Origin of the sequence: Streptomyces sp. NPDC058195, from assembly GCF_042883525.1 — a bacterium.
Classification (GTDB): Bacteria; Actinomycetota; Actinomycetes; order Streptomycetales; family Streptomycetaceae; genus Streptomyces.
Genome location: NZ_JBHVVM010000001.1, coordinates 12,184 through 38,336, shown reverse-complemented (window position 1 = coordinate 38,336; position 26,153 = coordinate 12,184). Strand labels below are relative to the sequence as shown.

General features: G+C 71.8%; 22 protein-coding genes. 14 read left to right on the top strand and 8 right to left on the bottom strand.

The features are described 5' to 3' along the window. Positions 1-44 precede the first annotated feature (44 nt). Positions 45-1,274, top strand: a complete 1,230-nt coding sequence (locus ACFVWY_RS00180; protein ID WP_389865469.1) for a cytochrome P450 — start codon at positions 45-47, stop codon at positions 1,272-1,274. A 189-nt stretch (positions 1,275-1,463) separates the two neighbouring features. Here the strand turns inward: ACFVWY_RS00180 and ACFVWY_RS00175 are convergent, their stop codons facing one another. The 3 genes from ACFVWY_RS00175 to ACFVWY_RS00165 all read right to left on the bottom strand — a co-directional run bounded on the left by ACFVWY_RS00175 (position 1,464) and on the right by ACFVWY_RS00165 (position 4,432). Then, positions 1,464-1,793 carry a hypothetical protein gene (locus ACFVWY_RS00175; protein WP_389865467.1) on the bottom strand — a complete coding sequence of 110 codons (330 nt, stop codon included), beginning with the start codon at positions 1,791-1,793 and terminating at the stop codon, positions 1,464-1,466. Between the two features lie 87 nt (positions 1,794-1,880). Continuing rightward, entirely contained in the window at positions 1,881-3,527 is a 1,647-nt protein-coding gene (locus ACFVWY_RS00170) for an ABC transporter permease (protein WP_389865465.1), read from the bottom strand. After that, positions 3,524-4,432 (bottom strand): ATP-binding cassette domain-containing protein, encoded by a 909-nt coding sequence (locus tag ACFVWY_RS00165; RefSeq protein WP_389865462.1) that lies wholly within the window; start codon positions 4,430-4,432, stop codon positions 3,524-3,526. The genes ACFVWY_RS00170 and ACFVWY_RS00165 overlap by 4 nt, the downstream gene beginning before the upstream one ends. Positions 4,433-4,533: 101 nt before the next feature. Between ACFVWY_RS00165 and ACFVWY_RS00160 the strand changes: the two genes are divergently transcribed. Then, on the top strand, positions 4,534-5,160 hold the full coding sequence (locus ACFVWY_RS00160; RefSeq protein ID WP_389865460.1) for a GbsR/MarR family transcriptional regulator: 627 nt from the start codon (positions 4,534-4,536) through the stop codon (positions 5,158-5,160). A gap of 37 nt (positions 5,161-5,197) precedes the next feature. On the opposite strand, the gene ACFVWY_RS00155 is transcribed toward ACFVWY_RS00160, so the two are convergent. Next, positions 5,198-6,052, bottom strand: a complete 855-nt coding sequence (locus tag ACFVWY_RS00155) for a diacylglycerol kinase (RefSeq protein ID WP_389865459.1) — start codon at positions 6,050-6,052, stop codon at positions 5,198-5,200. A 187-nt stretch (positions 6,053-6,239) separates the two neighbouring features. On the opposite strand from ACFVWY_RS00155, the gene ACFVWY_RS00150 reads away from it, so the two are divergent. The 3 genes from ACFVWY_RS00150 to ACFVWY_RS00140 all read left to right on the top strand — a co-directional run bounded on the left by ACFVWY_RS00150 (position 6,240) and on the right by ACFVWY_RS00140 (position 10,018). Beyond that, positions 6,240-7,523 carry an adenylosuccinate synthase gene (locus tag ACFVWY_RS00150; RefSeq protein ID WP_389865457.1) on the top strand — a complete coding sequence of 428 codons (1,284 nt, stop codon included), beginning with the start codon at positions 6,240-6,242 and terminating at the stop codon, positions 7,521-7,523. A 408-nt stretch (positions 7,524-7,931) separates the two neighbouring features. Continuing rightward, positions 7,932-8,798 (top strand): glycoside hydrolase family 19 protein, encoded by an 867-nt coding sequence (locus ACFVWY_RS00145; RefSeq protein ID WP_389865454.1) that lies wholly within the window; start codon positions 7,932-7,934, stop codon positions 8,796-8,798. 332 nt (positions 8,799-9,130) lie between these two features. Then, positions 9,131-10,018, top strand: coding sequence for a glycoside hydrolase family 19 protein (locus ACFVWY_RS00140; RefSeq protein ID WP_389865451.1), 888 nt, complete (start codon positions 9,131-9,133; stop codon positions 10,016-10,018). 100 nt (positions 10,019-10,118) lie between these two features. Here ACFVWY_RS00140 and ACFVWY_RS00135 read toward each other — a convergent pair whose 3' ends face one another. Continuing rightward, entirely contained in the window at positions 10,119-11,672 is a 1,554-nt protein-coding gene (locus ACFVWY_RS00135; protein WP_389866290.1) for a helix-turn-helix domain-containing protein, read from the bottom strand. A gap of 330 nt (positions 11,673-12,002) precedes the next feature. Here ACFVWY_RS00135 and dnaN point away from each other — a divergent pair, with 330 nt between their 5' ends. Continuing rightward, positions 12,003-13,139 carry a DNA polymerase III subunit beta gene (gene dnaN, locus ACFVWY_RS00130; protein WP_389865448.1) on the top strand — a complete coding sequence of 379 codons (1,137 nt, stop codon included), beginning with the start codon at positions 12,003-12,005 and terminating at the stop codon, positions 13,137-13,139. Positions 13,140-13,205: 66 nt separating this feature from the next. Here dnaN and ACFVWY_RS00125 read toward each other — a convergent pair whose 3' ends face one another. Together ACFVWY_RS00125 and ACFVWY_RS00120 are read right to left on the bottom strand one after the other, a co-directional pair. Continuing rightward, positions 13,206-15,194, bottom strand: a complete 1,989-nt coding sequence (locus ACFVWY_RS00125; protein ID WP_389865445.1) for an Ig-like domain repeat protein — start codon at positions 15,192-15,194, stop codon at positions 13,206-13,208. A gap of 254 nt (positions 15,195-15,448) precedes the next feature. Then, positions 15,449-17,272 (bottom strand): protein kinase, encoded by a 1,824-nt coding sequence (locus ACFVWY_RS00120; RefSeq protein ID WP_389865442.1) that lies wholly within the window; start codon positions 17,270-17,272, stop codon positions 15,449-15,451. Between the two features lie 232 nt (positions 17,273-17,504). Between ACFVWY_RS00120 and ACFVWY_RS00115 the strand changes: the two genes are divergently transcribed. The 3 genes from ACFVWY_RS00115 to ACFVWY_RS00105 all read left to right on the top strand — a co-directional run bounded on the left by ACFVWY_RS00115 (position 17,505) and on the right by ACFVWY_RS00105 (position 20,402). Continuing rightward, the gene (locus ACFVWY_RS00115; protein ID WP_389865439.1) at positions 17,505-18,860 is read left to right on the top strand and encodes an aspartate aminotransferase family protein; all 1,356 of its coding nucleotides are present in this window, start codon (positions 17,505-17,507) and stop codon (positions 18,858-18,860) included. A 108-nt stretch (positions 18,861-18,968) separates the two neighbouring features. Continuing rightward, a complete protein-coding gene (locus tag ACFVWY_RS00110) occupies positions 18,969-19,664 on the top strand; it encodes a GntR family transcriptional regulator (protein WP_389865437.1) in 696 nt (231 codons plus the stop codon). 87 nt (positions 19,665-19,751) lie between these two features. Continuing rightward, a complete protein-coding gene (locus tag ACFVWY_RS00105) occupies positions 19,752-20,402 on the top strand; it encodes a hypothetical protein (RefSeq protein WP_389866289.1) in 651 nt (216 codons plus the stop codon). Between the two features lie 135 nt (positions 20,403-20,537). Here ACFVWY_RS00105 and ACFVWY_RS00100 read toward each other — a convergent pair whose 3' ends face one another. Continuing rightward, positions 20,538-21,383, bottom strand: coding sequence for an SLATT domain-containing protein (locus ACFVWY_RS00100; protein ID WP_389865434.1), 846 nt, complete (start codon positions 21,381-21,383; stop codon positions 20,538-20,540). A gap of 347 nt (positions 21,384-21,730) precedes the next feature. Here ACFVWY_RS00100 and ACFVWY_RS00095 point away from each other — a divergent pair, with 347 nt between their 5' ends. The 5 genes from ACFVWY_RS00095 to ACFVWY_RS00075 all read left to right on the top strand — a co-directional run bounded on the left by ACFVWY_RS00095 (position 21,731) and on the right by ACFVWY_RS00075 (position 26,058). Continuing rightward, positions 21,731-22,066, top strand: a complete 336-nt coding sequence (locus tag ACFVWY_RS00095) for a YbaB/EbfC family nucleoid-associated protein (RefSeq protein WP_352275815.1) — start codon at positions 21,731-21,733, stop codon at positions 22,064-22,066. A gap of 59 nt (positions 22,067-22,125) precedes the next feature. After that, positions 22,126-22,725 (top strand): recombination mediator RecR, encoded by a 600-nt coding sequence (gene recR, locus ACFVWY_RS00090; RefSeq protein ID WP_389865431.1) that lies wholly within the window; start codon positions 22,126-22,128, stop codon positions 22,723-22,725. Positions 22,726-22,917: 192 nt separating this feature from the next. Further along, entirely contained in the window at positions 22,918-23,577 is a 660-nt protein-coding gene (locus ACFVWY_RS00085; protein WP_389865430.1) for a DUF5063 domain-containing protein, read from the top strand. 148 nt (positions 23,578-23,725) lie between these two features. Continuing rightward, positions 23,726-24,997, top strand: a complete 1,272-nt coding sequence (locus tag ACFVWY_RS00080) for an aspartate kinase (RefSeq protein ID WP_389865427.1) — start codon at positions 23,726-23,728, stop codon at positions 24,995-24,997. Continuing rightward, positions 24,994-26,058, top strand: coding sequence for an aspartate-semialdehyde dehydrogenase (locus ACFVWY_RS00075; protein WP_389865425.1), 1,065 nt, complete (start codon positions 24,994-24,996; stop codon positions 26,056-26,058). The genes ACFVWY_RS00080 and ACFVWY_RS00075 overlap by 4 nt, the downstream gene beginning before the upstream one ends. The last annotated feature ends 95 nt before the right edge of the window (positions 26,059-26,153 follow it).

Sequence of the window (26,153 nt, the reverse complement as noted above, 5' to 3'; positions counted from 1 at the left end):
GGGGCGGGTGGTCGGCCGTGGTGCGGTGCGGTTAGCGTCCGACCATGCACCCTTCTTCCCGTTCCGCGGCCGATGCCCCCTTCGATCCCTGGTCCCCGGCCTTCGTCGCCGACCCGTACCCCGCCTACGCCGCGCTGCGTGCCACCGGCCGGGTGCACCGCTTCGAGCCGACCGACCAGTGGCTCGTCCCGCACTACGCCGATGTGTCCGCGCTGCTGCGCGACCGTCGGCTGGGGCGCACGTATCTGCACCGCTTCACCCACGAGGAGTTCGGCCGCACCCCGCCGCCCGCCGCGCACGAGCCCTTCCACACCTTGAACGGGCAGGGGCTCCTCGATCTGGAGGCCCCCGACCACACCCGTATCCGGCGTCTGGTCTCCAAGGCGTTCACCCCGCGTACGGTCGAAGGGCTCGTCCCGACCGTACGGCGGCTGGCGGCCGAGCTGGTCGACTCCTTCGTCGAGGCGGGCGGCGGCGATCTGCTCACGGCCGTCGCCGAACCGCTGCCGGTGGCCGTCATCGCCGAGATGCTCGGCATCCCGGAGTCGGACCGGGGCCTGCTGCGGCCCTGGTCGGCGGCGATCGTCGGGATGTTCGAGCTGAACCCGTCCGAGGAGACCGCCCGCGCCGCCGTTCGCGCCTCGCTCGACTTCTCCGCGTACCTGCGCGAGCTGATCGCCCAGCGGCGCGAGAACCCCGGCCCGGACCTGATCTCCGCGCTCATCGCCGCGCACGACGAGGGCGAGCGGCTGACCGAGCAGGAGATGATCTCCACCTGTGTGCTGTTGCTGAACGCCGGGCACGAGGCGACCGTCAACACCACGGTGAACGGCTGGTGGACGCTGCTGCGCCATCCCGGGCAGCTGGCCGCCCTGCGCGCCGACCACGGGCTGCTGCCGACGGCGATCGAAGAACTGATGCGCTACGACACCCCCTTGCAGATGTTCGAACGCTGGGTGCTGGACGACATCGAGATCGACGGCACGGTCATTCCGCGCGGCTCGGAAGTGGCCCTGCTCTTCGGCTCGGCCAACCGCGACCCGGCCCGCTTCACCGACCCGGACACCCTGGACCTGGCCCGGCGGGACAACCCGCACATCACCTTCGGGGCGGGCATCCACTTCTGTCTGGGCGCCCCGCTGGCCCGGGTCGAGCTGGCCGCCTCCTTCGGTGAACTGCTGCGCCGCGCCCCGGGCCTGCGCCTGGCCGCCGAACCGGAGTGGAACCCGGGCTACGTGATCAGGGGCCCGAAGGAACTCCGCGTCGAACTCTGACGGGCGGGGCGCCGGGGGCAGTCCTCCGGCGCCCCCCGTTATGCCGCCTGCTGTCCGCCGCCGCTCCGGTCCCGCCCGCGGTCCTGCTGTCCGCCGTCTGCCGCCGCTCTGGTGCTGTTCCCCGTCTGCCGTCTGCCGTCTGCCGTCTGCCGCCTGCCGCCTGCCGCTGCTCCGGCGCCGCCCGCGCCCTCAACACCCCGGGCCGCAAGCCAGGGGCGGGCCCTCCAGTACGTCGAAGGCCACCCCGAAACCGGCGAGGGCCCCGAGCGCCGCCGCCGCCCCGAGCGCCCGCCGCCACTTCCGCCCCGCGAGGGCGACGAGGGTGAGCCCGGCCGCGATGCCGCCGAGCGTCATGACCGGCAGCCCGAGCCACAGCACGTTCCACTCCTTCGCGCCCTCGAAACCGCTGATGAGACCATGCCTTCCGTACGGCGTCCAGGCCAGCATCCCGGCGATCCCGCCCGCGGCGACGACCAGGCATCCGGCGGCCCCGCGGAGCGCTTCCCTTCGGTTCTCCATGAACGGGGTGACGCAGCGGCACCCCGGCGGGGTTGCACCCGCCGGGCCTCCGCCCCGTCCTCTCGCCATGTGAGCCGTCGGCCCGGCTCAGCTCAGCACATCGCGTCTGCGCAGGGCCGCCGCCCCGGCCCCGGTCAGGACCACCGCGACGGCGGTCAGCGCCAGCACCGGACCCCACGCCATTCCCGCCCCGCCCGGCAGCCTCGGCAGATGCGTGAACGGGGACAGGTCCAGCACCAGCCGCGGTAGGTCGAGGGCGGGCCCGAGCCACCCCAGCGCCAGGCAGACCCCGGCGACACCCCAGGCCGCCACCGCCGCCTTCGGGACCACCCCGTACAGCAGCACCGTCATCCCGCCCAGCAGCCAGACCGCCGGAAGCTGCACCAGCGCGGCACCCAGCACCGCCGGGAGGCCGCGGCCGTAGCCCGCCGCGAGGCCGAGCCCACCGGCCGTCATCAGCAGGGCCGCGCCGCCGAAGGCGATGACCAGGTGACCGGCCGCCCAGCCGATCCGGCTGACCCCGCCCGCCAGCACCGGCTCGGCGCGACCGGCGGTCTCCTCGCCGTGCAGTCGCAGCACCGACGCGACGATGTACAGCGACGCGACCATCCCGAGCATCGAGACCATCGCGGCGAGGAACGCGTCGGTCAGGCCGGACTGCCCGCCCATCCGCTCGATGATCTCCCTGGTCTGCTCGCTGTCGCCGACGAGATCGGCCGCTCCGTCGGCCAGCCCGCCGAACGCGGCCCCGACCACGGCGAAGCAGAGCGTCCACCCGGTCAGCGCCCCGCGCTGGAGCCGCAGCGCGAGGCCGGACGCCGTACGGATCCGCCCGCGTGCCGGTCCCGGTCTCGTCGCCAGGAAGCTCATGCCGACGTCCCGCCGCCCGGCCAGGGCGTAGGCGAGCGCGGCCTGGGCGGCGACCGCCGCCGCGAGCAGGAGCAGCACCCACCCGCGCTCATCCCCGTACGCCCGGACGTTCTCCGCCCAGCCGACGGGGGAGAGCCAGGTCAGCACGGACGAGCCGTCGTCCGCCGCCGAGTCGCCCGCCGCCTTCAGGACGAACGCGGCACCGATCACCGCGGCCGTCAGCCCCTTGGCCAGTCGCGCGCTCTCGGTGAGCTGAGCGGCGATCGCCGCCGTGCAGGCGAACAGCGCACCGGTCCCGGCGACCGCCAGCGCGAGGGCCACCGCTCCGGCCCCGCCCGCCCCGGAGCCCGCCAGACCCGCCGCGATCACCAGCGCCAGTGCCGCGTTGGCGATCAGCGCGGTGAGCAGCGCGGCGGTCAGTGGGGCGCGGCGTCCCACCATCGCGGCGGAGAGCATCTCCTGACGGCCGGTCTCCTCTTCCTCCCGGGTGTGCCGGATGACGATGATCAGGCTCATCACGGCTGCCAGCACCGCCCCGAGCGAGGCCATCCGCCAGCTCACGAGGCCGCCGACCGAGTCGTCGAAGACCGGTCCGTACATCGCCCGGAGCGAGCTGTTCGCGTTCATCGACGCGGCGAGGTCGGCGCGCTGCGCCGCGGTGCCGTACAGCGAGGCGAGCGACCCGGCGACGGAGGAGAAGGAGCCGCCGAGCGCCAGCACCCAGACCGGCAGCATGATCCGGTCACGCCGCAGAGCGAGCCGCAGCAGCGCTCCCGTCCCGGCGAACCGGCCGGTCCCGGCACCGCTCCGGCGCCCGCTCCGGCGCCCCGTTCCGGCCGGGGCGGTCGTGGCCACGGTGGTCATCGCGCGCTCACTCCCTCGGGGGCTTCCGTCGCGTAGTGGCGCAGGAACAGCTGCTCCAGGGTGGGCGGGGTGCTCGTCAGCGTCCGGACGCCGGAGGCGGTGAGCGCGCGCAGTACGGCGTCCAGCTTGTCCGTGTCGACCTGGAGGGTGACCCGGAGGCCCTGGACGTCGAGGCCGTGGACCCCGGGCAGCCGACCCAGCCCGTCGGGCGCACCGTCCAGCTCGGCGGTGATGCTCGTCCGGGTGAGGTGGCGCAGGTCGGCCAGCGAGCCGGTCTCCACGGTCCGTCCCTGGCGGATGATGCTGACCCGGTCGCACAGCGTCTCGATCTCGCTGAGGATGTGGCTGGAGAGCAGCACCGTGCGCCCGCGCGCCCGTTCCTGGGCGACGCATTCCTGGAAGACCCCCTCCATCAGCGGATCGAGCCCGCTGGTCGGTTCGTCCAGGATCAGCAGGTCCACGTCGGAGGCGAAGGCGGCGACCAGGGCGACCTTCTGCCGGTTCCCCTTGGAGTACGTGCGCCCCTTCTTGGTGGGGTCCAGCTCGAAGCGGTCGATCAGCTCGGCCCGTCGTGCCGCGTCCAGCCCGCCGCGCAGGCTGCCGTACAGGTCGATCACCTCGCCGCCGGAGAGGTTGCGCCACAGCGTGACGTCTCCCGGGACGTACGCCACTTTGCGGTGGAGCTCCACCGCGTCCTGCCATGGGTCGCGGCCGAGCAGCTGGGCGGCGCCGGAATCGGCCCGGAGCAGACCCAGCAGTACCCGGATGGTGGTGGACTTCCCCGAGCCGTTCGGCCCGAGGAAGCCGTGGACCTCGCCGGACTCGACGGTGAGGTCGAGGCCGTCCAGCGCATGTGTCCGGCCGAACGACTTGTGCAGTCCGGCCACGGTGATCGCCCTAGTCATGTTTCTGAACGTACGCTACTTTCACAATTTTGTGAAGTTAAGGAAGCGTATAAAGTTGACGTCACGGCGGGAGCCGGAAGAGCAGGGGAGACGATCGGGCCATGACCAGCGAGACCGAACAGACCACGCGCCCCGGACAGGCCACGGAACGGGAAACGGACCAGGCCACGGAACGCGAGACCGGACAGGCCGCGGAGCGCGGGGCGGACCGGGCCGCGGAGCGCGAAACCGGGCGGGACGCGGAGGCCGTGTCGCGGTTCGTCGAGCGGTTCGCGGCCGAGATGACCGAGGCGGGGATGCAGCGGATGGCGTCCCGGGTCTTCGCCGCGCTGCTCGCGGACGACGACGGCTCCATGACCTCCGCCGAACTGGCCCTCGCGCTGCAGATCAGCCCCGCCGCCGTGTCCGGCGCGGTCACCTACCTCACGCAGGTCAGCATGGTCGGCCGCGAGCGCGAGCCGGGTTCGCGCCGCGACCGGTACCGCCTGCACGACGAGGTCTGGTACACCACCTTCGCCCACCGGGACCGGGTGCTGACCCGCTGGGAGAACGCGCTCAGGGACGGTGTCCGCGTCCTGGGCGAGGACACCCCGGCCGGCTCCCGGCTCGCCGAGACCGTGGCGTTCTTCGAGTTCCTCCAGGCGGAGCTGGGCGGAGTGATGGACCGCTGGCGCGAGCACCGCAAGACGCTCGGCTTCCCGCCCTACGAGGGACACGCCAACGCCTGAGGCGTCAGCGCGCCCGGCCGCGCCGCCCGGCCGCGCCCTACCCCGTACCGGCCGGCAGCATCAGCCCCCAGGCCCCCTCCCGCACCGTCCAGGTGCGCGTCCGGACCGGGCCGCCGACCTGTATGTCCGCCCGGTAGCGGAAGTCGGCGCCCGAGACCGTCACGGCCTTCGCCTCCGTCGTCTCCGGAGCGGCCGACGGCGGCCGGATCACCACCTCCGCGAGCCCCCCGCCGCCCCGCGACGTCACGGTCACCGATTCGACCGGCCGGTCCAGGCCGTTCAGCAGGGCCCCGTCCGCCTCGACCCGCAGCCGGTGCACGGGCGGCGGGGCGGCGGGCGCCGCCGGGGCCGGGCGCACCAGCGTGCGGACCAGGTTGCGGCAGGAGTCCCACACGGCGGTGACCCCGGTGTGCGCGGACGCGGCACCCGGCAGCATGTGCGGCGCCGGGATGCGCAGCGCGTCCAGCACCACCCCGTCGCTGTCGTCCACCAGCAGGTCCAGCCGCCGCACGGCCCCGTCCAGCGCGGTGCGCGCCGCCGCCACCGCGCTCCTGGGCACCCCGAGCGCGTGGGCCAGCTCCAGCGTGCCCGCGTGGCCCACCGGAACCAGCGCGAGCGCGCGGCCGGCCGGTTCCCGCTCCCGGTGCAGCTGGGCCACGGCCCGCCGCAGCGCGCGGTCGTCGCCGACCACCACCGGCCGCCGACCACCCCGACGGGCGAGCGCGCGGGCAAATTCCTCGGGCCCGTCGGGCAGGCAGATCTTGGCGTGCGAACCGGCGCTCAGGACGTCCTTCGCGATACGTACGGACTCGCCGTCGGTCCGGCGGGCGACCGGGTCGATGACCACCAGCAGCTGGTGCGCACCGTCGCCGGGGGGCTGGGCAGCCGACACCTCGGTCCTTCCTCGGGTAGCATCTTGGTGCAAGAGCCCCTTGCGCTATTGCGCCAGGGGCTTCGTCTATTCCGGGGCAACCGGTTCGACGGTTCAGGCCGTGTCGTACATCGTCGTACGGCATGTACGACGTTCACGTAACGCCCCCTGACCTTGGACATGCCCCGCCCGGAAGGGGTGTACGCCTGTGCCCGCACTTGTGCTGCTCGGTGCTCAGTGGGGTGACGAGGGCAAGGGAAAGGCCACCGACCTCCTCGGTGGATCCGTGGACTACGTGGTGCGCTACCAGGGCGGCAACAACGCCGGCCATACGGTGGTCGTGGGTGACCAGAAGTACGCACTGCATCTCCTCCCCTCCGGAATCCTTTCACCGGGTTGTACCCCGGTCATCGGAAACGGTGTCGTTGTCGACCCGGCCGTCCTGCTCTCCGAGCTGAGTGGGCTGAACGATCGAGGCGTGGACACGTCCAAGCTTCTGATCAGCGGCAACGCCCATTTGATCACTCCGTACAACGTCACCGTCGACAAGGTGACGGAACGGTTCCTCGGTAAGCGGAAGATCGGTACGACCGGCCGCGGCATCGGCCCGACGTACGCCGACAAGATCAACCGCGTGGGCATCCGTGTCCAGGACCTGTACGACGAGTCGATCCTGGAGCAGAAGGTCGAGGCGGCTCTGGAGCAGAAGAACCAGATGCTCGCCAAGGTCTTCAACCGGCGCGCGATCGAGTCCGGCAAGATCGTCGAGGAGATGCTCCAGTACGCGGAGCAGATCAAGCCCTACGTCGCCGACACGACGCTGATCCTGAACGACGCCATCGACGCCGGAAAGGTCGTCCTCTTCGAGGGTGGCCAGGGCACGCTCCTCGACGTCGACCACGGCACGTACCCCTTCGTCACCTCCTCGAACCCGACCGCGGGCGGCGCCTGCACCGGTGCCGGGGTCGGCCCGACGAAGATCAGCCGGGTCATCGGCATCCTCAAGGCGTACACCACCCGCGTCGGCGCCGGTCCGTTCCCCACGGAGCTGCACGACGAGGACGGCGAGGCGCTGCGCCGGATCGGCGGCGAGCGCGGTGTCACCACCGGCCGTGACCGTCGCTGCGGCTGGTTCGACGCGGTCATCGCGCGGTACGCGACCCGGGTCAACGGCCTCACCGACTTCTTCCTCACCAAGCTGGACGTGCTGACCGGCTGGGAGCAGATCCCGGTCTGCGTGGCGTACGAGATCGACGGCAAGCGCGTCGAGGAGCTCCCCTACAGCCAGACGGACTTCCACCACGCGAAGCCCGTCTACGAGATGCTGCCGGGCTGGTCCGAGGACATCACGAAGGCCAAGACCTTCGGCGACCTGCCGAAGAACGCCCAGGCGTACGTGAAGGCGCTGGAGGAGATGTCCGGCGCACCGATCTCCGCGATCGGTGTCGGCCCCGGCCGCACCGAGACCATCGAGATCAACTCCTTCCTCTAGGAGATCCCTCCTGGAGGTCCCTCCAAGAGGTCCCTCCAGGAGAGGGAAAGAGGGCCGGGGCGAGCAGTCGCCCCGGCCCTCTTTCCGCTGGTGCCACGGCAGGGGCCACGTGGACCGAGCTGCGCACCACCACGGTCCGGTGCGACGGTGGCGGCGCCGTGCACGTGAAGCCCGGCCACCGGGGCGAGCGGCAGTCGCGGTGACGCACGGCAGGACCGGGGCGCCCGCGGTGCGCGTGAACGCCATCCGGGCTTCCCTCCGGAGCGCGCGAGCCCCCATGGTCTAGACCTTGACAGGTCCAGACCAGCAGGGCTTGAGTGGCGGGACGTCCCGACGGCCCGCTGAGGTGCTCGGCGTGCCCCGCCGAAGGAGTGAGCAGCGCTGAAACGCCTAAAGAGCCTCCTGACCGTGCTGAGTTCCGTCCTCGCCGCCGCGGCATGCTTCCCCGTCACCGCTTCCGCCGCCGAGTCCACCGCTTCCGCCACCGGGCCAGCCGCGCGGTGCGCGCCGCTGTGGAGCTCCTCGACCGCCTACACGCAGGGCGGAACGGTCTCGCACCACGGCCGCAACTGGACCGCCCAGTGGTGGACGCGGAACGAGAACCCGGGCGCCACGAGCGTCTGGGCCGACCAGGGAGCCTGCGTCGGCGGGGTCTCGGACTTCGTCGTCAGCGAGGCACAGTTCGACGCGGTCTTCCCGGACCGCAACCCGTTCTACACGTACCAGGGCCTGATCGACGCCCTGCACTCCTACCCGCGCTTCGCCAACACCGGCACCCCCGCCACCCGTGCCCAGGAGGCCGCGGCCTTCCTCACGCACGCGGACTTCGAGTCGGTCGGACTCCGGTACGTGAAGGAGATCAACGAGGACAACTACGGCCGCAAGTGCGACTACAGCCAGCCCTACGGGTGCCCGGCCGGGCAGAAGGCGTACTACGGCCGGGGCCCGATCATGTTCAGCTGGAACTTCAACTACAAGGCCGCGGGCGACGCCCTGGGCCTCGACCTCCTGAACAACCCCTGGCTGGTCGAGCAGGACCCGTCCGTCGCCTGGCAGACCGCGCTCTGGTACTGGAACACCCAGAACGGCCCCGGCACGATGACCTCGCACGAGGCGATGGTCGGCGGCGCCGGATTCGGCGAGACGATCCGTTCGCTCAACGGTGCCCTGGAGTGCGACGGCGGTAACCCCGCCTCGGTCGCCGCCCGGGTCGCCGCGTACGAGCGGATCACCGGTGTGCTCGGTACGGCACCGGGCTCCCGGCTGGGCTGCTGACGGCCCGGTCCGCCGACGGCCGGTCCGCCGGACGGCTCATGGCTGACGCTGACGGCTGACGTCCCGCATGCTGGACGGGCCCGGAGGTTTTACCTTCGGGCCCGTCCGCGGCGCGCCACTCGATCCGGATGAACTTCCTCCGGAATCAGCCCTGTTGAGAGCGGTTCCGGCGGTGCGGACGTGCCGTCGGCCCGCTCGCGCGCACTCCTTCACGAACAGTTTCCCTCATGGTCCAGACCTTGACAGGTCCAGACCAGCGGCGCTTCAGTGACCGTCAACCCCCCTGGCGGTGCACCGTCCGGTTCGCTGCGCCGCACCGAAGGAGTGATCGCATGATCAGACGCATCGTGGGCCTGCTGGCCGCGCTCGGCGCGGTCGTCGCACTGGTCGTCGCGCTTCCCGCGACCACTGCCGCGGCGGCCGACTGCGCGGCCCCCTGGAGCTCCTCCTCCGTCTACACCGGCGGCATGTCGGCCTCCCACAACGGACACAACTGGTCCGCCAAGTGGTGGACCCAGAACGAGACTCCCGGAAGCTCCGACGTCTGGGCGGACCAGGGAAGCTGCGGCGGTGGCGGCGGCACGGACCCGGGCAGCCCGTCCGGCTTCGTCGTCAGCGAGGCGCAGTTCAACCAGATGTTCCCGAGCCGGAATTCGTTCTACACGTACAGCGGGCTGACCGCGGCCCTGAGCGCCTACCCGGCCTTCGCGAACACCGGCAGCGACACCGTCAAGCGCCAGGAGGCGGCGGCGTTCCTCGCCAACGTCAGCCATGAGACGGGCGGCCTGGTGTACGTGGTGGAGCAGAACACGTCCAACTACCCGCACTACTGCGACGCTTCCCAGCCCTACGGCTGCCCGGCCGGGCAGGCCGCGTACTACGGCCGGGGGCCGATCCAGCTCAGCTGGAACTTCAACTACAAGGCGGCCGGTGACGCGCTCGGCATCGACCTGCTGGGCAACCCGTACCTGGTCGAGCAGAACGCCTCGATCGCCTGGCAGACCGGCCTTTGGTACTGGAACACCCAGAACGGCCCCGGCACCATGACCGCCCATCAGGCCATGGTGAACGGCGCCGGGTTCGGCGAGACCATCCGTTCCATCAACGGCACCCTGGAGTGCAACGGCGGCAACCCCGCCCAGGTCCAGAGCCGTATCGACCGCTACAAGGCGTTCGCGGCGATCCTCGGCACCACGCCCGGCTCCAACCTGAGCTGCTGACCGCACCGCTGACGTACTCATGACCCCACCCGACGGGGCGTGTCCGGCTCCGGCCGGGCGCGCCCCTTCTCGGTTCAGGCGGCGGCTGAGGACCCGGCCCTCAGGAAAGGTCTTCCGCGTCCAGGGACCGGAAGGCGAGCCAGAGGTCGTACCGGGCGCTGGGCGCCTGGAGCAGCGAGCGGCCCAGGACGGATTCGAGCCGGGTGAGGCGCTTGCGTATCCCCGGTACGGAGATGCCCAGGGCCTCGGCGGCCGGGGCGAGCTGGGCCCCGCAGCCCAGCCAGACCCGGAGGGTGCCGAGCGGGTCGGCGCTGTTCCGGGGGGCCTGGGACGCGGTGAGCGGGTGCAGTTGCTGGGCCGCCCATTCCCGTACGGCTCGGGCGCGCAGGAGGTCGTCGAGGCCGGGGGGCGGTTCGGCCGGCTGCTCGGACCGGTGGGGGCCGCGCGGCACGGTGGGGGTGGCGCGGATACGGAGGGCCAGGTCGAGGACGGCCTGGTCGCCGACCTGGTTCAGGTCGAGGCCGAGGAGCTCGCCGATCAGACGGAGCCGGGCGGCCAGGGTGTTGCGGTGGATCTTCAGGTGCAGGGTCGCGTGCGAGGAGAAGGCGAGCCAGGAGGCCAGCGTCGCCGAGAGTTCCTGGCTGCCCGGGTCCTGGCCGCGCCGGGGCAGATAGCTCAGCAGCGGGTGCAGCAGATGGTCCGCCCACCGCGCCCCGGCCGCCCCGGCCGCCACCGCCGGGTCGGGCGCACAGCCGAACCGGGCATGCCGCTCCGGAAGCGTGCGGGCCACGGCCAGCGCGTGGAAGGCCTGGCGGTACCCGGTCGCGGTGTCGGGCAGCGGCAGGTCCGCGCTCGCGCCCACGACGCATTCGGGCACCACCTCGGCGACCCGCAGGCCCAGCCGCTGCTCGTCCGTGCCTGTGCCTGTGCCCCTGCCTGTGCCTGTGCCCCTGCCTGTGCCCGTGTCCGGGCCGGTGCTCGTGTCCGTGCTCGTGCCCGTGTCCGCGTCGGCCGGGACGATCAGGATCAGATGGCGGGCGTAGACCGGGCAGCGCACGATCCAGGACCGGCCGCCGGACAGCTCCGTACAGATCCGCGCCACCTCGTCCCGGCGGCCGCTCGCGCATTCCACGACGTACACCCGGACCGGGTCCGGCAGCGTGGGCCGAAGGGCGCCCGCCACCTGGTGCGCTATGGACAACTGGCCCGTCATGAGCAGGTGCAGCACCGCCTCCCGGCTGCGGGACTCCGCGAGGTCGACGCGGCGCCGCTTGCGTTCCACGGACTCCGCCGTCCAGCACAGGGCGAGCGGCATCGCCGCGTCGGAGAGCAGATGGGCGAGCCCGTGCGGCAGCGGGCTCGGCGCGACCACCGCGAGGATCGGCGCGGCGGAGCCCGGCGGGCCCTCCAGCGGGAACAGCAGCGCGGTGTGCCGCTCACGGTCGAAGGAGAAGGCGCGCGCGTCCAGCCCGGAGATGTCCTTGGCGTACGCGCCCGCCAGCGCGGCGGCCTCGGCGCCCGTGCCGTCCGCGCCGCGGTTCTCGCAGTGCAGCACGGTCCCGTCCCCGTCGAGCAGACCGGCCCAGCCCGCCGCCCGGCCGGACAGCCAGCGCAGGAGCTCCCGCGTGCCGCCTGACCGGGCCAGCCGGTACATCCGCATGACGTCATCGGCCCGTTCCCGCGCGCGCACACATCCTCCATCCACCCGAAGCGATCGGCCGGGACTGGCCCGCAGTTAAGCGGAACAGGCGCTGCCGGTTATTTGATTGTGCGGGCTGATACCCGTAGCGGTCCACACCGTGCGAACTGAAGCTTCCGGCTACGTACCCGACGACCTAGAGTCCGAACACGGTTGCGGCACGCCCCTCGGGGGAGGGGCAGGGGGACGGCGGCAGCGGCTCACGGGGGTGGCCGCTGTCGTCGGCCGCAGCCGTTTCCCCCTTCTTCCGTTCCGTTGTCAGTGCCGCCTTCTAGGGTCGGCGCCATGGAATTCCGCGTAGCAGGCGCTGTCTTGACCGATGCCGTGGCCTGGGCCGCCCGGGTGCTTCCCGCACGTTCACCCGTTCCCGTGCTGGGCGGGCTGCTGCTGGAGGCGGCCGACGGCCGGCTGCGTATCTCCGGTCTCGATTACGAGGCGTCCGCCCGCATCGAGGTGGAGGCGGAGACGGTCAGGCCCGGCCGGGTTCTGGTGATGGGCCGCCGCCTGTTCGACGTCTGCAAGGTGCTGCCCGAGCGGGTGGTGGAGTGCGCGGTGGAGGGTTCGCGGTTCTCGCTGACCGGCGATGGTGTGCGCTTCGGCCTCTCGGTGCTGCCGTTCGACGACTATCCGGCCCTGCCCGCGCTGCCGGAGGTGCTCGGTGAGGTCGACGCGGCGGAGTTCGCGGCGGCCGTCTCCCAGGTGGTCGTGGCGGCGGGCCGGGACGACACGCTGCCGACGCTGACGGGTGTCCGGCTCGTGCTGGACGGGGAAGCGATGACGCTCGCCGCCACGGACCGCTACCGGTTCGTGGTGCGCACGTTCGCCTGGAAGCCCGGCCGGGACGGGGTCTCGGCCGATGTCGTGGTCCCGGCCCGCCGGCTCACCGAGATCGCCCGTTCCCTCGGGCCGGGCGGCCTGGTCCGGCTCGCGCTGGACGGCGGTTCGGCCGGTTTCGAGCAGGCCGGTACGCGGACGACGGTGCGCCTGTTCGACGGGCGGCTGCCGCGCCACGAGAAGCTGTTCACGATGACGGGTGCGGTCACCGCGGAGACGGAGCGGGTGCCGCTGTTCGCGGCCGTCAAGCGGGTCGCCGTGGTCGCGGAGGGCGGCAGCCCGCTCCACCTCACGTTCTCCGGTGACTCGGTGCTGCTCCAGGCGGGCTACGAGGACGACGTGGCCTCCCAGCGCCTGCCCGCCGAGTGGGGCGGTGACGACGAGATGACCGTCGCGTTCAACCCGGGCTATCTGATGGACGCGCTGGGCTCGTTCGACACCCCGGTGGTCCGGTTCGAGCTGATGGGCCCCGGCCAGCGCGCGATGGTCACCGGCCGCACCCCGGACCAGGGCACCCCGGACCGGGAGGCGTCCCACCGGGACGCGGCGCACCGGCACCTGCTGATGTCGGCCAGGCCGCTGCTCTGAGCCGGACCGGAACGCGCGTGCGGGGCCGGGCGGTGATCCGCCCGGCCCCGCACGCGGAACGAGTGGCTACTTCGTGAAGTAGAAGTACTGCCAGGCGCCGTGCGTGGTGGAGTTCACCGTGTCGCCCGAGCTGCCGTTGACGTAGGAGGCCCGCACCCGCATCCGGTACCCCGTGTCGTGGGGGCCCTGGAGCGTGATGATGGTCTTCCCGCCCGTGCCGAGCTTGAAGTAGTCCGAGCCCGCGTCGTACCACTTGCCCTGGTAGTTCAGCTGCAGCGACAGCTTGTGGGCGCGGTTCTTGTAGTACGTCATCGACGTCGTGAAGACCGGGTTGGTCTTCTTGTGGAAGTACTTGTACGACGTCGTGCCGATCTTCGCCGTCTTGTACTGCTTGGAGATGGAGGTCGAGACCTTCACCTTCGCGTACGCGGTCGAACTGACCGTCTTGCCCGCGTACCGGCCGTCACCCTTGAAGACCGCGGTGACGGTGGTGTCCCGGGTCATGTCGACGACGGTCGACAGGTTGCCCTTGGAGTTGACCTTGCCGCTCTTCGCCAGCTTCTTCGGCTTGTCCGCGCCGAACGGGTCCACCCACAGCTCGACCGTGCGGTTCTTGTACGTCTTGCCGAGGTGCGCGGTGAACGTCACGTCGGCACCGTACGAGTACAGCGCCTTGTTGCGGTTCAGCGTCAGCGAGGGGACCGTCCGGGGGACGGCGACCTTGGCGGAGCCGGAGCCCGCGGAGTGGGCCGCGTCGCCCGCGTACGTCACCTTGTACGTGACCTGGCCGCCCGCGGTCGGGGTGTCGGTGAACGAGAAGCTGCCGTCCGGCTTCAGCGTCACCGCGGGCAGTGCCTTGCCCTTGGGCGACTCGATGTCGGTGCGCGTGACCGTGGCCTTCGTGCCCGCCGGGAAGGCGCCCGCCGAGCTCACCTTGCCGGTGACGGTCAGCTTCTTGTTCAGCGGCGACTTGGCCGGAGCCTTGACGGTGACCGTCGTCGGGGACTTCAGCGCCTCGGTGAGCACCCGCAGCGAGCGGACGCCCGCGCTGTTCGCGGTGACCGCGAACAGCCGGCTGCTGTCCGGTGCCCAGGCGAGCCCGGCCGGGACCAGCGTGTCCGAACCGCTGGAGTTCCCGGTGTTGGGGAAGTCGTACGTCCGGACCGGCTTGGCGGCGTCCTGCTTGTAGATGTACACGTCCGGCTCGTACCAGCCGTCGATGCCCGCGGCGACCGTGCCGTCCGGCGCGATGTCCACGGCGTTGGGGTACGCGTTCGACGGGTACGAGGTCCCCGGCGTCAGGTCCGAGGTCTTGTACGCCTGGTGCTTGTACGGGTACCCGCTGGCGACGACGACCTGCGAGCCGTCCGGGGTGAGCGCCAGGTCGCGCAGGTTTCCGCCGTCGGTGTGGACCTGCGCGGTGCGTGTGGCGGTGCCCGAGGCGACGTCGTACACGGCCAGCTGGGCGGGGCTCTGCCCCTCGATCCCGGCGGCCAGCGTGCCCGGAGCGCCCGGTGTCGACGCCAGGACCGGGGCCGCGTACCAGGTGCGGTCCGGGTCCTGGTCCAGGGTGACGACGGGCGCCTCGCCGGACAGGTCGAGCGAGCCGATGTTGCCCTCGGACGCCGCCCCGTACCCGAACCAGAGCTTGCCGCCCGCCAGCGCCGGGTGGGCGGGCTTGGTGTTCGCGCCGGTCGCGTACCGGGCGGACTCCACCAGCGCGGCGGTGTCGATCGCCGCGATCGCGTCGGCGCCGGGCACACCGGCGTACAACGTGCCGGAGTCGGCGGAGAGTTCGAGTCCGTTCACGCCGGGCAGGGACGGGATGGTGCCGACGACGTTGCCGCTGTAGTCGGTGACGAGGACCTTGCCCGTGACCGGGTCACTGATGAAGACCCGGTGGTGCACCCCGTCCGCGACGACATCGCCGACCGAGGCGGCGGGAATGACCCTGCTGGAGTCGGCGGCGGCCGGATTCGCCGCCCCGCCGACCAGAACCACTGAGCTGAAGAGAACCGCGAGCGTGGTCGCGGTCGAGATTCTGCGCGTACGCAAAATGAATTACCCCCACGGTAAGAGGGGCCGAGGCATCCGGAGACGAGAGAAGGGATGCGGCCCCACACGCAGGGTAGGGCATGCGCGTCCACAGGTCGCACACATTTGCGGGGCCGGGATCCGGTCGGCCGGCCCCGGCCCGTGAACCGTCCGGCCCGCCGGGGTGACGCGGCCGCCGCCGTCGGCCGCGCCGTACGGGGGCGGGTACCGGCGCGGCCGACGCGCTCCCGGTCTGAGCCGCGAAGTCCGTTCCGCTACTCGCCCTTGGTGTACGTGAGCTGTTCGCCGCTGCCGTCGTTCTCGCGGCGCAGGGTGCCGTCCGGGAGCAGGGTGAGCGTGGTGGAGCCGCCCGGGGTGCAGGACGTCATCGGCCGGCCGGCCGTGACCTCGGACGGGCCGATCCTGACCGGGCCGCCCTGTGAAGGAGCCGTGGAGAGGCTCGCCCGGAAGACGCAGTGGTACGAGCCGCCGGTGTCGAGCGGGCCCTCGGCGGTGAGGGTGAGGACCTTCTCGCCGACCGCGCCCTGCTGGATGACGAGTTTCCGGGTGGAGCGGCCGGCCGCGTTGTCGATGGTGCCGGACCAGGTGCCGAGGTAGCCGGAGGGGAGGGGGCCGTCGCCGTTCTTCCCGGCGGAGCCGGGGTCCGGTGAGGACGGGCCGCCGCCCCTGCCGCCCGTGTCCGAGGAGGAGGGCGGGGCGCCGGTGGGACCGGGGTGGAGGCCGGGCGGCTCCTCGTTCATGAGCGCGTAGACCGAGCCGCCCGCGCCGATCGCCACGAGCACGGCGACCGCGACGAGCGCGACGGTCGCGCCCCTGCCCCGGCGGACCGGTTCGGATCCGGGGTGGGGCGCGGCGGCGCAGGTGGGGCCGAAGGACGGCGCGGGGCCGAAACCGGCGGGCGGGTACGGGGCCTGCTGGTGCTGCGGCGGGTAGCCGTACCCGGTGGGCGGCAGCGGAGGGCCGAAGCCCTCGGCGGGGTGCGGCTGGGCGGGCGGCGGGAAGCCGTAGCCAGGGGCGGGGGCCTGCTGCGGGAAGCCGTGGCCGTAGCCCGGGGCCGGGGTCTCCCGCGGGTGCTCCTGGGGCTGCTCGCCCGGGTGGCCCGACAGGTCCTGCGGGCCCTCGGCCCCCGTGAGGTCCTCGGGGTCCTCCGGGTCCTCGGAATCCAGCAACTCGACGGCATGGCGGCCCAGTTGGGCGATCAGGGCGCCGGGCAGCCAGGGCTCGGGGGAGTCGGTGCCGGACAGCCGGTCCAGGATCGCGTCCGTCGTCGGACGGGCGGCCGGGTCCTTGTGCAGGCAGTCCCGGACCAGGCCGACGAGGCCCGCCGGCACGCCGGTCAGGTCCGGGTCCTCCTGCGCGATCCGGAACATCTGCGCGTGCACCCGGCTGTCGGCCGTACCGAACGGGAGACGGCCGGTGGAGGCGTACGCCAGCACCGTGCCGAGACAGAACACGTCGCACGCCGGGGTCACCCGCTCGCCGCGCACCTGCTCGGGCGCCATGAACCCGGGGGAGCCGACCAGGGCGCCGGTGCGGGTGACCCCGCCGTCGGTGGCGGTGTCGAAGGCGCGGGCTATGCCGAAGTCGATGACGCGCGGCCCGTCGATCGTCAGCAGGATGTTGGAGGGCTTGAGGTCGCGGTGGATGAGCCCGGCCGCGTGAATGGCCCGGAGGGCGTGGGCGAGCCCGGACCCCAGGATGTGGACCGAGCGTTCCGGCAGCGGACCGTACGCGCCGGAGGGGCCGCCCGGGACGCGCGCGCGGCCGGTCACGGTGGCGTGCAGCGAGGGCCCGGCGACGTACCCCGTGGCGACCCACGGCACGGCGGCCTCCGTATCGGCGTCCAGCACCGGGGCGGTCCACACGGAACCGACCTGGCGGGCGGCCCGCACCTCCTGGCGGAAGCGGTCGCGGAACTCCTGCTTCTCGGCCAGCTCCCCGCGTACCAGCTTGAGCGCGACGGTCCGGCCCCGCTCGGACCGGGCCAGATAGACCTGGCCCATCCCCCCGTCGCCGAGCCGGCCCAGCAGCCGGTACGCGCCGATGGTGCGCGGATCTTGCGGTGTCAGGCTCTGCATTGACGCTGACACGTCCTTCCCCCAGGAATCGGCCCTCTGCCCGGCCGGGCCCGGCGTGGCCCGCCCGATGCCCGCTCGATCATAGGGATGCACGCGGGGCACGGCCGGAGCGGTTGCGGTCCGGGAAGCACCCGACGCGCCTCCGGCGACCCGACACCCTGCACAGCGGAACGCCCCACGCCATACAACGTGGTGATGTCGGGACGCTCCCGGCACGGCCTACGCTCGCCGCATGACCCCTCATGCCGACCCCGCCGCCGGTGCGGCCGTCAAGGCCGCCGACCGCGCGCACGTGTTCCACTCCTGGTCCGCCCAGGGCCTGATCGACCCGCTCGCCGTCGCCGGCGCCGAGGGGGCGTACTTCTGGGACTACGAAGGCAACCGCTACCTCGACTTCACCAGCGGTCTCGTCTACACCAACATCGGTTACCAGCACCCCACCGTCGTCGCCGCGATCCAGGAACAGGCGGGCAAGCTCGCCACCTTCGCCCCCGCGTTCGCGATCGAGGCGCGCTCCGAGGCCGCGCGCCTCATCGCCGAGCGCACCCCCGGTGACCTGGACAAGATCTTCTTCACCAACGGCGGCGCCGAGGCCGTCGAGAACGCCGTCCGGATGGCCCGGCTGCACACCGGCCGCACGAAGGTGCTCGCCGCGTACCGCTCGTACCACGGCGCCACCTCCACCGCGATCAACCTGACCGGTGACCCGCGTCGTTGGCCGTCCGACAACGGCTCGGCGGGCGTCGTCCACTTCTGGGCGCCGTTCCTCTACCGCTCGCCGTTCTACGCCGAGACCGAGGCCGAGGAGTGCGCCCGCGCCCTCCAGCACCTGGAGGACACCCTCGCCTACGAGGGCGCCGCCAACGTCGCCGCGGTCATCCTGGAGACCATCCCCGGCACCGCGGGCATCATGACGCCGCCGCCCGGCTACCTCGCGGGCGTCCGGGAGATCTGCGACCGGTACGGCATCGTCTTCATCCTCGACGAGGTCATGGCCGGGTTCGGCCGCACCGGCAAGTGGTTCGCCTCCGAGCACTTCGACGTGGTGCCCGACCTGATCACCTTCGCCAAGGGCGTCAACTCCGGTTACGTACCGCTCGGCGGCGTCGCGATCTCCGCCGAGATCGCCGCGACCTTCGACACCCGCCCCTACCCGGGCGGACTGACGTACTCCGGTCACCCGCTGGCCTGCGCCGCCGCCGTCGCCACCATCCGGGTGATGGAGGACGAGAAGGTCGTCGAGAACGCCGCCCGCATCGGCGAGACGGTCCTCGGCCCCGGCCTGCGCGAACTCGCCGAGCGCCACCCGTCGGTCGGCGAGGTCCGCGGCCTCGGCGCGTTCTGGGCGCTGGACCTGGTCCGCGACAAGGAGACCCACGAACCGCTGGTCCCGTACAACGCGACGGGCGAGGCCAACGCGCCGATGGCGGCCTTCGGCGCGGCGGCCAAGAAGAACGGCCTGTGGCCCTTCATCAACATGAACCGCACCCATGCCGTACCCGCCTGCAACATCACCGAGGCCGAGGCGAAGGAGGGCCTCGCGGCCCTCGACGCGGCGCTCTCGGTGGCCGACGAGCACACTGCGTGACACGATGGCGTCCCTCCCCTCATCCCTCTCCCGCCCCTTCTGCCCGGATACGGGCAGCGCAGTCCTGGATTAAGGTGACCGCAGGCAAGAAGGACGGGGAGGGGCGCCATGGGCGCGAACGGAGCTGTGACCCGCAGCACGCTGCGGCAGCAGATCGCGGACGCGCTGCGTGACGAGGTGCTCGCCGGACGGCTCCAGCCGGGGCGGGAATTCACGGTCAAGCAGATCGCCGAGCAGTACGGGGTGTCCGCGACCCCCGTGCGCGAGGCGCTCTTCGACCTCGCCGCCCAGGGACTGCTGGAGACGGACCAGCACCGGGGCTTTCGGGTGCGGGAGTTCACCGTCGCCGACTACCGGTCCCTGGTCGAGGCCCGGAGCCTGGTCATCGACGGGGTGGTCCGCAGCGTCTACTTCGGCGCCGGGCTCCCGTCCGCGCCCCCGGTGGAGTACCCGGACTGCCTGGTCTCCGTGCGCCGCCGGGCCCAGGAGGCCGCACGGGCGGCCCGGGGCGGCGACCTGGACATCCTGATCGGCTACGACCTGCGGTTCTGGCGTGAGCTGGGCGCGTTCGTGGGCAACGCGTACATCAACGAGTTCCTGCACCGACTCCGCGTGCAGACCTGGGTGTTCGCGGTGCCGTACCTGCGCCACGACACCGGCGGCCGGGACGCGCTCTGGCACGGTCACGAGGACCTGGTCGCGGCGATCATGCTCGGTGACCCCGGCGCGGTGCGCGCGGTGCTGGACGGTTACCAGAACCACGCGCTGGGCTGGGCGGACCGGCTCGCGGCGGAAGGGCCGTAGGGCCACTGTGCGCGGCGCGCGCACCGCATTACGCTGTCCCGACCATCCCGAACATTCCGATGCGCACCCGTGGGAGAGCGAGACCTCGTGGCCTGTGACCTGTGGCTGGTCCCCCTCGTCGATGTGCTGTGCCACAGCCCCGACAACCCGTTCGCCGAAGAGATCGCCGTCTACGACAAGGCGTTGGGCGAGGCCGGACTCCCGTCCGTCCCGGTGTACGCCTACATGCCGGGCCTGACCGGAGACGTCGCCCCCGTCGCGGGCTTCGACTACGACGCGCTGCACTTCCTGCGCCGCGCCTTCCTCCTCCAGGTCAGCGGCCTCGCCGTCACCCCGGTCGGCGAACTGGGCAGTGACTACGAGCAGTTGCTGGAGATGTTCGAGGAGTCGGCCCGTCAGTCCCACCTGGTCTGGCACTACGACCACGCCGGGGCGTACGTCCCGGTGGACTTCGCCGCCCCGCTCACCGCCGACGAGCTGCTGGAGGGCGGCGGCCCGCTCGGCTCCTCGCACGGGCTGCTGCGGGAGCTGGAGTACGTCGCCCCGTCCCTCGGCATCGACCCGGCGAACCCGCCGGCCGCCCCGCTGCCGCCCGCCGCGCCGACCTCCCTGGAGGAGCCGGCCGCGCCGGTGCCGTACGACGACAGCCCGTTCGCCCGCGAGCGGCACGTCTGGCTGGGACTGCACGCGGCGGCGACCCGGAGCCTGGCCCAGGGGTCGATGATCGTCTTCGGCTAGGACGTGTGGCGGAAGCGGCGCCGTCCGCCCGACGGGCGGACGGGACGTTCGGTACACGCCCCAGGGGTGCCGGGCACCGCGACGCCGCAGGCACGGGTTCAGGCCCCTGAGGGCCTTGTGTGCTCCGGCCCGGAGTCAGCGGGGGGACTCCGGGGGGCGCTGGCGCGGCATGTTCGGCCGGGCCAGCGTCTGCAACGGGAACCGCCCCGGCAGCACCCCCGGGTCCGGCCGCGCGGTGCTCCCGGCGTTCGACGACAGGGCCTGCATCCCCATGGGCGCGGGCCCGGCGCGGAACTCCACCATCCAGTCCGCCGTCTCCGTGCGCACCAGCTCCGTGATGTCCTCCGAGAACCGCCGCAGCACCCCCAGGCACCGCTCGGCCGCCTCGCTGGCCGTCCCCTCGGCCGGCCCCAGCATCTCCCGTACGCACTCCGAAGCCCAGTCGAACTGGAGCACCTGGAGCCGTCGTTGCACGGCCTGGGCGGTGGCGAGATTCCTCATCCAGCCCGAGGTGAGGCCGAAGTACCGGTCGCAGGCCATGCACGCCGCGGCCAGCAGCAACGACAGGTAGCCCCAGCCCGCCGCCCCGCGCAGCGCCCCGGTCAGGTCGAGCAGCGGCAGCGCGGCGCCCGCGACCGCCCCGAGCGCGGTGCCCATCCGCAGGGTCCTGGCCGCACGGCGCTTGCGTACCCGGTCGCCCAGATACCACTCGGCGGTGCGCAGCGCGTCCGCCTCGACCCAGCGGTACACCTCGTCGAGGCGGTCGGAGGGCTCGCCCCAGTCGCCGGGCGGAAACGGCGCGGCGGTCAGATCGCGGCCCCGGCCCCGCTGCCCCCGGTCCTGTCCCGTGCGGTCCTGTTCCGTCCGGCCCCGCTCGCCCCGGCCCCGTTCCCGCCCCTGTCCGCCCCGGCCTGGTGAGCCGGAGCCCGGGTCGGGCTCGTTGCGGGGCGGCCCCTCGGGCTGCATCTCCGGCTGGCTCACCGGGTACTCCTCTGCGTAGCGACGCCTGACGTGGCGATGGGCGAGACGGCGGGGTGCTCACTGCTCTCCGGCGTGGCCGACAGTACCGTTCGAGTAACTTTGCGTGACGACGGATACGCCCGGGTGTCCTGATGTGTGTGCCCTTCCTACCGCCGAATGGTGGGCCATGGGGTAGATAACGCGTTATTCCCGGTTGTGCGGGGCCTGTGATCAGGTATATGAGCGGGGCAAGGGCTGCCTGAATCTCACTCGAAAGAGTTGCGCGTGAGTGAGTGGGGCGCGTTGTCCGGGGAGCACGTAGGCTCGGCATACCGAAACTTTTTGTCGTCGAATTGCCAGGAGTGACCGTGATTCCCGGTGGCGGGCAGCCCAATATGCAGCAGCTGCTGCAGCAGGCCCAGAAGATGCAGCAGGACCTCGCCGCGGCCCAGGAGGAGCTGGCCAGGACCGAGGTCGACGGCCAGGCGGGCGGCGGTCTCGTGAAGGCCACCGTCACCGGCTCCGGGGAGCTCCGCAACCTGGTGATCGACCCGAAGGCGGTCGACCCCGAGGACACCGAGACGCTCGCGGACCTCGTCGTCGCCGCGGTCCAGGCGGCGAACGAGAACGCGCAGGCGCTCCAGCAGCAGAAGCTGGGCCCGCTGGCCCAGGGCCTGGGCGGCATGCCCGGTCTCCCCTTCTGATCCCGGACACCCTGGTCCCGACAGCAGCACACCGCAGGTAGGAAAGGAAGGCGTTCCCGTTGTACGAAGGCGTGGTTCAGGACCTCATCGACGAGCTGGGCAGGCTGCCCGGTGTCGGTCCCAAGAGCGCGCAGCGGATCGCCTTCCACATCCTCCAGGCCGAGCCGACCGATGTGCGCCGGCTCGCCCACGCGCTGCTGGAGGTCAAGGACAAGGTGCGGTTCTGCTCGGTCTGCGGCAACGTCGCGCAGCAGGAGCAGTGCAACATCTGCCGGGACGCGCGCCGCGACCTCTCGGTGATCTGCGTGGTCGAGGAGCCCAAGGACGTCGTCGCGATCGAGCGGACCCGCGAGTTCCGCGGCCGTTATCACGTGCTGGGCGGTGCGATCAGCCCGATCGAGGGCGTCGGCCCGGACGATCTGCGCATCCGCGAGCTGCTGGCCCGCCTCGCCGACGGGGCGGTCACGGAGCTGATCCTGGCCACCGATCCCAACCTGGAGGGCGAGGCGACCGCGACGTACCTCGCCCGGATGATCAAGCCCATGGGGCTGCGGGTCACCAGGCTGGCCAGCGGTCTGCCGGTCGGCGGCGACCTGGAGTACGCGGACGAGGTGACTCTGGGCCGCGCCTTCGAGGGGAGGCGCCTGCTCGATGTCTGACGTCGCCGGGGTGTCCGGTGCCGTGCCCGTCCCCGTGTCCGGGTCCGGGTCCGTCGCCGGGGCCGTTGCGTCCTTCAGTGTTCTTCCGGCGGCCGTTCACACGATCGGTCCCGCGACTCACAGCAGCTTTACGTTCAGCGACGCTATGTTCTACTCACCGTTTGTGACCGTGCCCCGCGGGAGGTCCCCTCGATGTCCGACGCCACGCTGAACTCCGTCACGCAGGACCCGGACGACTTCGCCGTCCAGATCGCCGACCAGATCAAGACGTTCATCGTCGCGGTCACGGAGGTGTCCAAGGTCGAGGAGCCCGAGGAAGCCGTCCCCGTACTGCTGCTCCAGGTCTCCCAGCTGCTGCTCGCGGGCGGCAGGCTCGGCGCGTACGAGGACATCGTCCCCGACGAGCGCTACGAACCGGACCTGGGCGCGGAGCCGGACGCGGACGGGCTGCGCGAGCGGTTCGCCGCCCTGCTGGAGCCGATCGACGTCTACTCCGAGGTCTTCGACCCGTACGAGCCCCGCAAGGCCCCGGTCCCGGCCCGGATCTCGGACGACCTCGCCGACCTGGTCACCGACCTGCGCCATGGCCTGGCCCACTACGAGGAGGACCGCACCACCGAGGCCCTGTGGTGGTGGCAGTTCTCCTACTTCTCCAACTGGGGCGCCACCGCCTCCGCCACGCTGCGCGCCCTCCAGTCCCTGATCGCCCACATCCGCCTCAACCAGCCCCTCCAGGAGCTGGACGGCCTGGACACCGACTCCGAGACCATCGACGACGTGCTGGCCGAGGAGGCGGGCCGTGTCATGGCCGAGGAGATCGCGGGCCCGCTGGGGCTGCGCCCGGTGCAGTAGCGGCAGCGCCGTGGCGGACGGGCGCCCCGACGACACGCCGATGATCACGTGTTGAGCAGGACATCTCACCATGTGGTATCGCCGGGGCGTTTCCGGGTCGCTCGTTAGACTGGGGCGACCGCAGTAATGGACTGAGCGAGGAGCGCACGTGGGCCTTGTCGTGCAGAAGTACGGAGGCTCCTCCGTAGCCGATGCCGAGGGCATCAAGCGCGTCGCCAAGCGAATCGTCGATGCCAAGAAGAACGGCAACCAGGTGGTTGTCGTGGTGTCCGCGATGGGCGACACGACGGACGAGTTGATCGATCTCGCCGAGCAGGTTTCCCCGATCCCTGCCGGGCGTGAGTTCGACATGCTGCTGACCGCCGGGGAGCGGATCTCCATGGCCCTGCTGGCGATGGCGATCAAAAACCTGGGCCACGAGGCCCAGTCGTTCACGGGCAGCCAGGCAGGCGTCATCACCGACTCGGTCCACAACAAGGCGCGCATCATCGATGTGACGCCGGGCCGTATCCGTACGGCGCTCGACGAGGGGAACATCGCGATCGTCGCGGGGTTCCAGGGCGTGTCCCAGGACAAGAAGGACATCACCACCCTCGGGCGCGGCGGGTCCGACACCACCGCCGTCGCCCTCGCGGCAGCGCTGGACGCCGAGGTCTGCGAGATCTACACCGATGTGGACGGCGTCTTCACCGCCGACCCGCGGGTCGTGAAGAAGGCCCGGAAGATCGACTGGATCTCCTTCGAGGACATGCTGGAGCTGGCCGCGTCCGGTTCCAAGGTGCTGCTGCACCGGTGCGTGGAGTACGCACGCCGCTACAACATCCCGATCCACGTCCGCTCGTCCTTCTCCGGACTGCGCGGCACCTGGGTCAGCAACGAGCCGCAAGGGGACCAGAAGGTGGAGCACGCGATCATCTCCGGAGTCGCCCATGACGTCTCCGAGGCCAAGATCACCGTCGTCGGGGTACCGGACAAGCCGGGCGAGGCCGCGGCGATCTTCCGCACCATCGCGAACGCGGAGGTCAACATCGACATGGTGGTGCAGAACGTCTCCGCCGCGGCGACGGGTCTGACCGACATCTCGTTCACCCTGCCCAAGGCCGAGGGCCGCAAGGCCATCGACGCCCTGGAGCGCAACCGCGGCACCATCGGTTTCGAGTCCCTGCGCTACGACGACCAGATCGCGAAGATCTCGCTGGTCGGCGCGGGTATGAAGACCAACCCGGGGGTCACCGCGGGCTTCTTCGAGGCGCTGTCGGACGCCGGGGTCAACATCGAGCTGATCTCGACCTCCGAGATCCGTATCTCGGTCGTCACCCGTGCCGACGACGTCAACGAGGCCGTGCGCGCCGTGCACACCGCCTTCGGGCTGGACAGCGACTCCGACGAAGCCGTCGTCTACGGAGGCACCGGCCGATGACCGCCCGCCGCCCCTCGCTCGCGGTCGTCGGCGCGACCGGGGCGATCGGCGGCGTCATGCTCCAGATCCTTTCGCAGCACGCGGACGTCTGGGGCGAAGTGAGGCTGGTCGCCTCGTCGCGTTCGGCCGGTCGCAAACTGGTCGTGCGCGGCGAGGAGAGCGAGGTCCTCGAACTCACCGAGGACGTCTTCGACGGCGTGGACGTGGCGCTGTTCCTGGTGCCCGACGAGGTCTCCGCGCGGTGGGCGCCGATCGCCGCCACCAAGGGCGCGGTCGTCGTGGACGACTCCGCCGCGTTCCGGCTGGATCCCGACGTTCCCCTGGTCGTCCCCGAGATCAACCCGCACGCTGTGCGGATCAGGCCACGCGGCATCGTCGCGAGCCCGAACTGCACCACGCTCGCGCTGATCGTCGCGGTCGGCGCGCTGCACGCCGAGTTCGGGGTGCGGGAGCTGGTCGTCTCCTCGTACCAGGCGGTGAGCGGGGCCGGCCGGGACGGCGTCGCGGCGCTGCGTGAACAGCTGTCGCTCGTCGCGGGTACGGAGCTGGGCACGACGCCGGGTGACGTGCGCCGGGTCCTGGGCGACGCGGAGACCGGGCCCTTCGCCGCGCCCGTCGCGCTCAACGTGGTGCCCTGGGCCGGGACGGAAGCCGGGGACGGCTGGTCCTCGGAGGAGCTCGCGATCCGTGAGGAGTGCCGCAAGGTCCTCGACCTGCCGGGCCTGCGGATCGCGGCGACCTGTGTGTACGTACCCGTCGTCGCGACGCACTCGATGTCCGTGCACGCCCGGTTCGAGAACGAGATCGCGGTCGACCGGGCGCACGAGATCCTGGCGACGGCGCCGGGCGTGGTGCTGTACGACAATCCGGCGACGGGCGACTTCCCGACCCCGTCCGACGTCGTCGGCACCGACCCGACCTGGGTCGGAAGAGTGCGCAGGTCACTGGATGATCCGCGAGGTCTGGAGCTGTTCGTGTGCGGCGACAACCTCCGCAAGGGGGCGGCTTTGAACGTGGCCCAGATCGCCGAATCGGTGGCCGCGGAATTTCCCCGGTCCTGATCGAACCGCTTTTGTATGGTCTGTGAACACTCTGTGAGTAAGTTGAAACTCTCAACCTCTTGAGCTCGGGTGTCGCGGTATCCGACGATGACTTT

Bases quoted from the DNA above. Each gene is read 5' to 3' on its own strand.
- ACFVWY_RS00160 (WP_389865460.1), top strand. From the start codon at position 4,534: ATGACCAGCGAGACCGAACAGACCACGCGCCCCGGACAGGCCACGGAA.
- ACFVWY_RS00180 (WP_389865469.1), top strand. From the start codon at position 45: ATGCACCCTTCTTCCCGTTCCGCGGCCGATGCCCCCTTCGATCCCTGG.
- ACFVWY_RS00140 (WP_389865451.1), top strand. From the start codon at position 9,131: ATGATCAGACGCATCGTGGGCCTGCTGGCCGCGCTCGGCGCGGTCGTC.
- ACFVWY_RS00085 (WP_389865430.1), top strand. From the start codon at position 22,918: ATGTCCGACGCCACGCTGAACTCCGTCACGCAGGACCCGGACGACTTC.
- ACFVWY_RS00110 (WP_389865437.1), top strand. From the start codon at position 18,969: ATGGGCGCGAACGGAGCTGTGACCCGCAGCACGCTGCGGCAGCAGATC.
- ACFVWY_RS00135 (WP_389866290.1), bottom strand. From the start codon at position 11,672: ATGTACCGGCTGGCCCGGTCAGGCGGCACGCGGGAGCTCCTGCGCTGG.
- ACFVWY_RS00165 (WP_389865462.1), bottom strand. From the start codon at position 4,432: ATGACTAGGGCGATCACCGTGGCCGGACTGCACAAGTCGTTCGGCCGG.
- ACFVWY_RS00175 (WP_389865467.1), bottom strand. From the start codon at position 1,793: ATGGAGAACCGAAGGGAAGCGCTCCGCGGGGCCGCCGGATGCCTGGTC.
- ACFVWY_RS00075 (WP_389865425.1), top strand. From the start codon at position 24,994: ATGACCGCCCGCCGCCCCTCGCTCGCGGTCGTCGGCGCGACCGGGGCG.
- ACFVWY_RS00115 (WP_389865439.1), top strand. From the start codon at position 17,505: ATGACCCCTCATGCCGACCCCGCCGCCGGTGCGGCCGTCAAGGCCGCC.
- dnaN (WP_389865448.1), top strand. From the start codon at position 12,003: ATGGAATTCCGCGTAGCAGGCGCTGTCTTGACCGATGCCGTGGCCTGG.
- ACFVWY_RS00170 (WP_389865465.1), bottom strand. From the start codon at position 3,527: ATGACCACCGTGGCCACGACCGCCCCGGCCGGAACGGGGCGCCGGAGC.
- ACFVWY_RS00120 (WP_389865442.1), bottom strand. From the start codon at position 17,272: ATGCAGAGCCTGACACCGCAAGATCCGCGCACCATCGGCGCGTACCGG.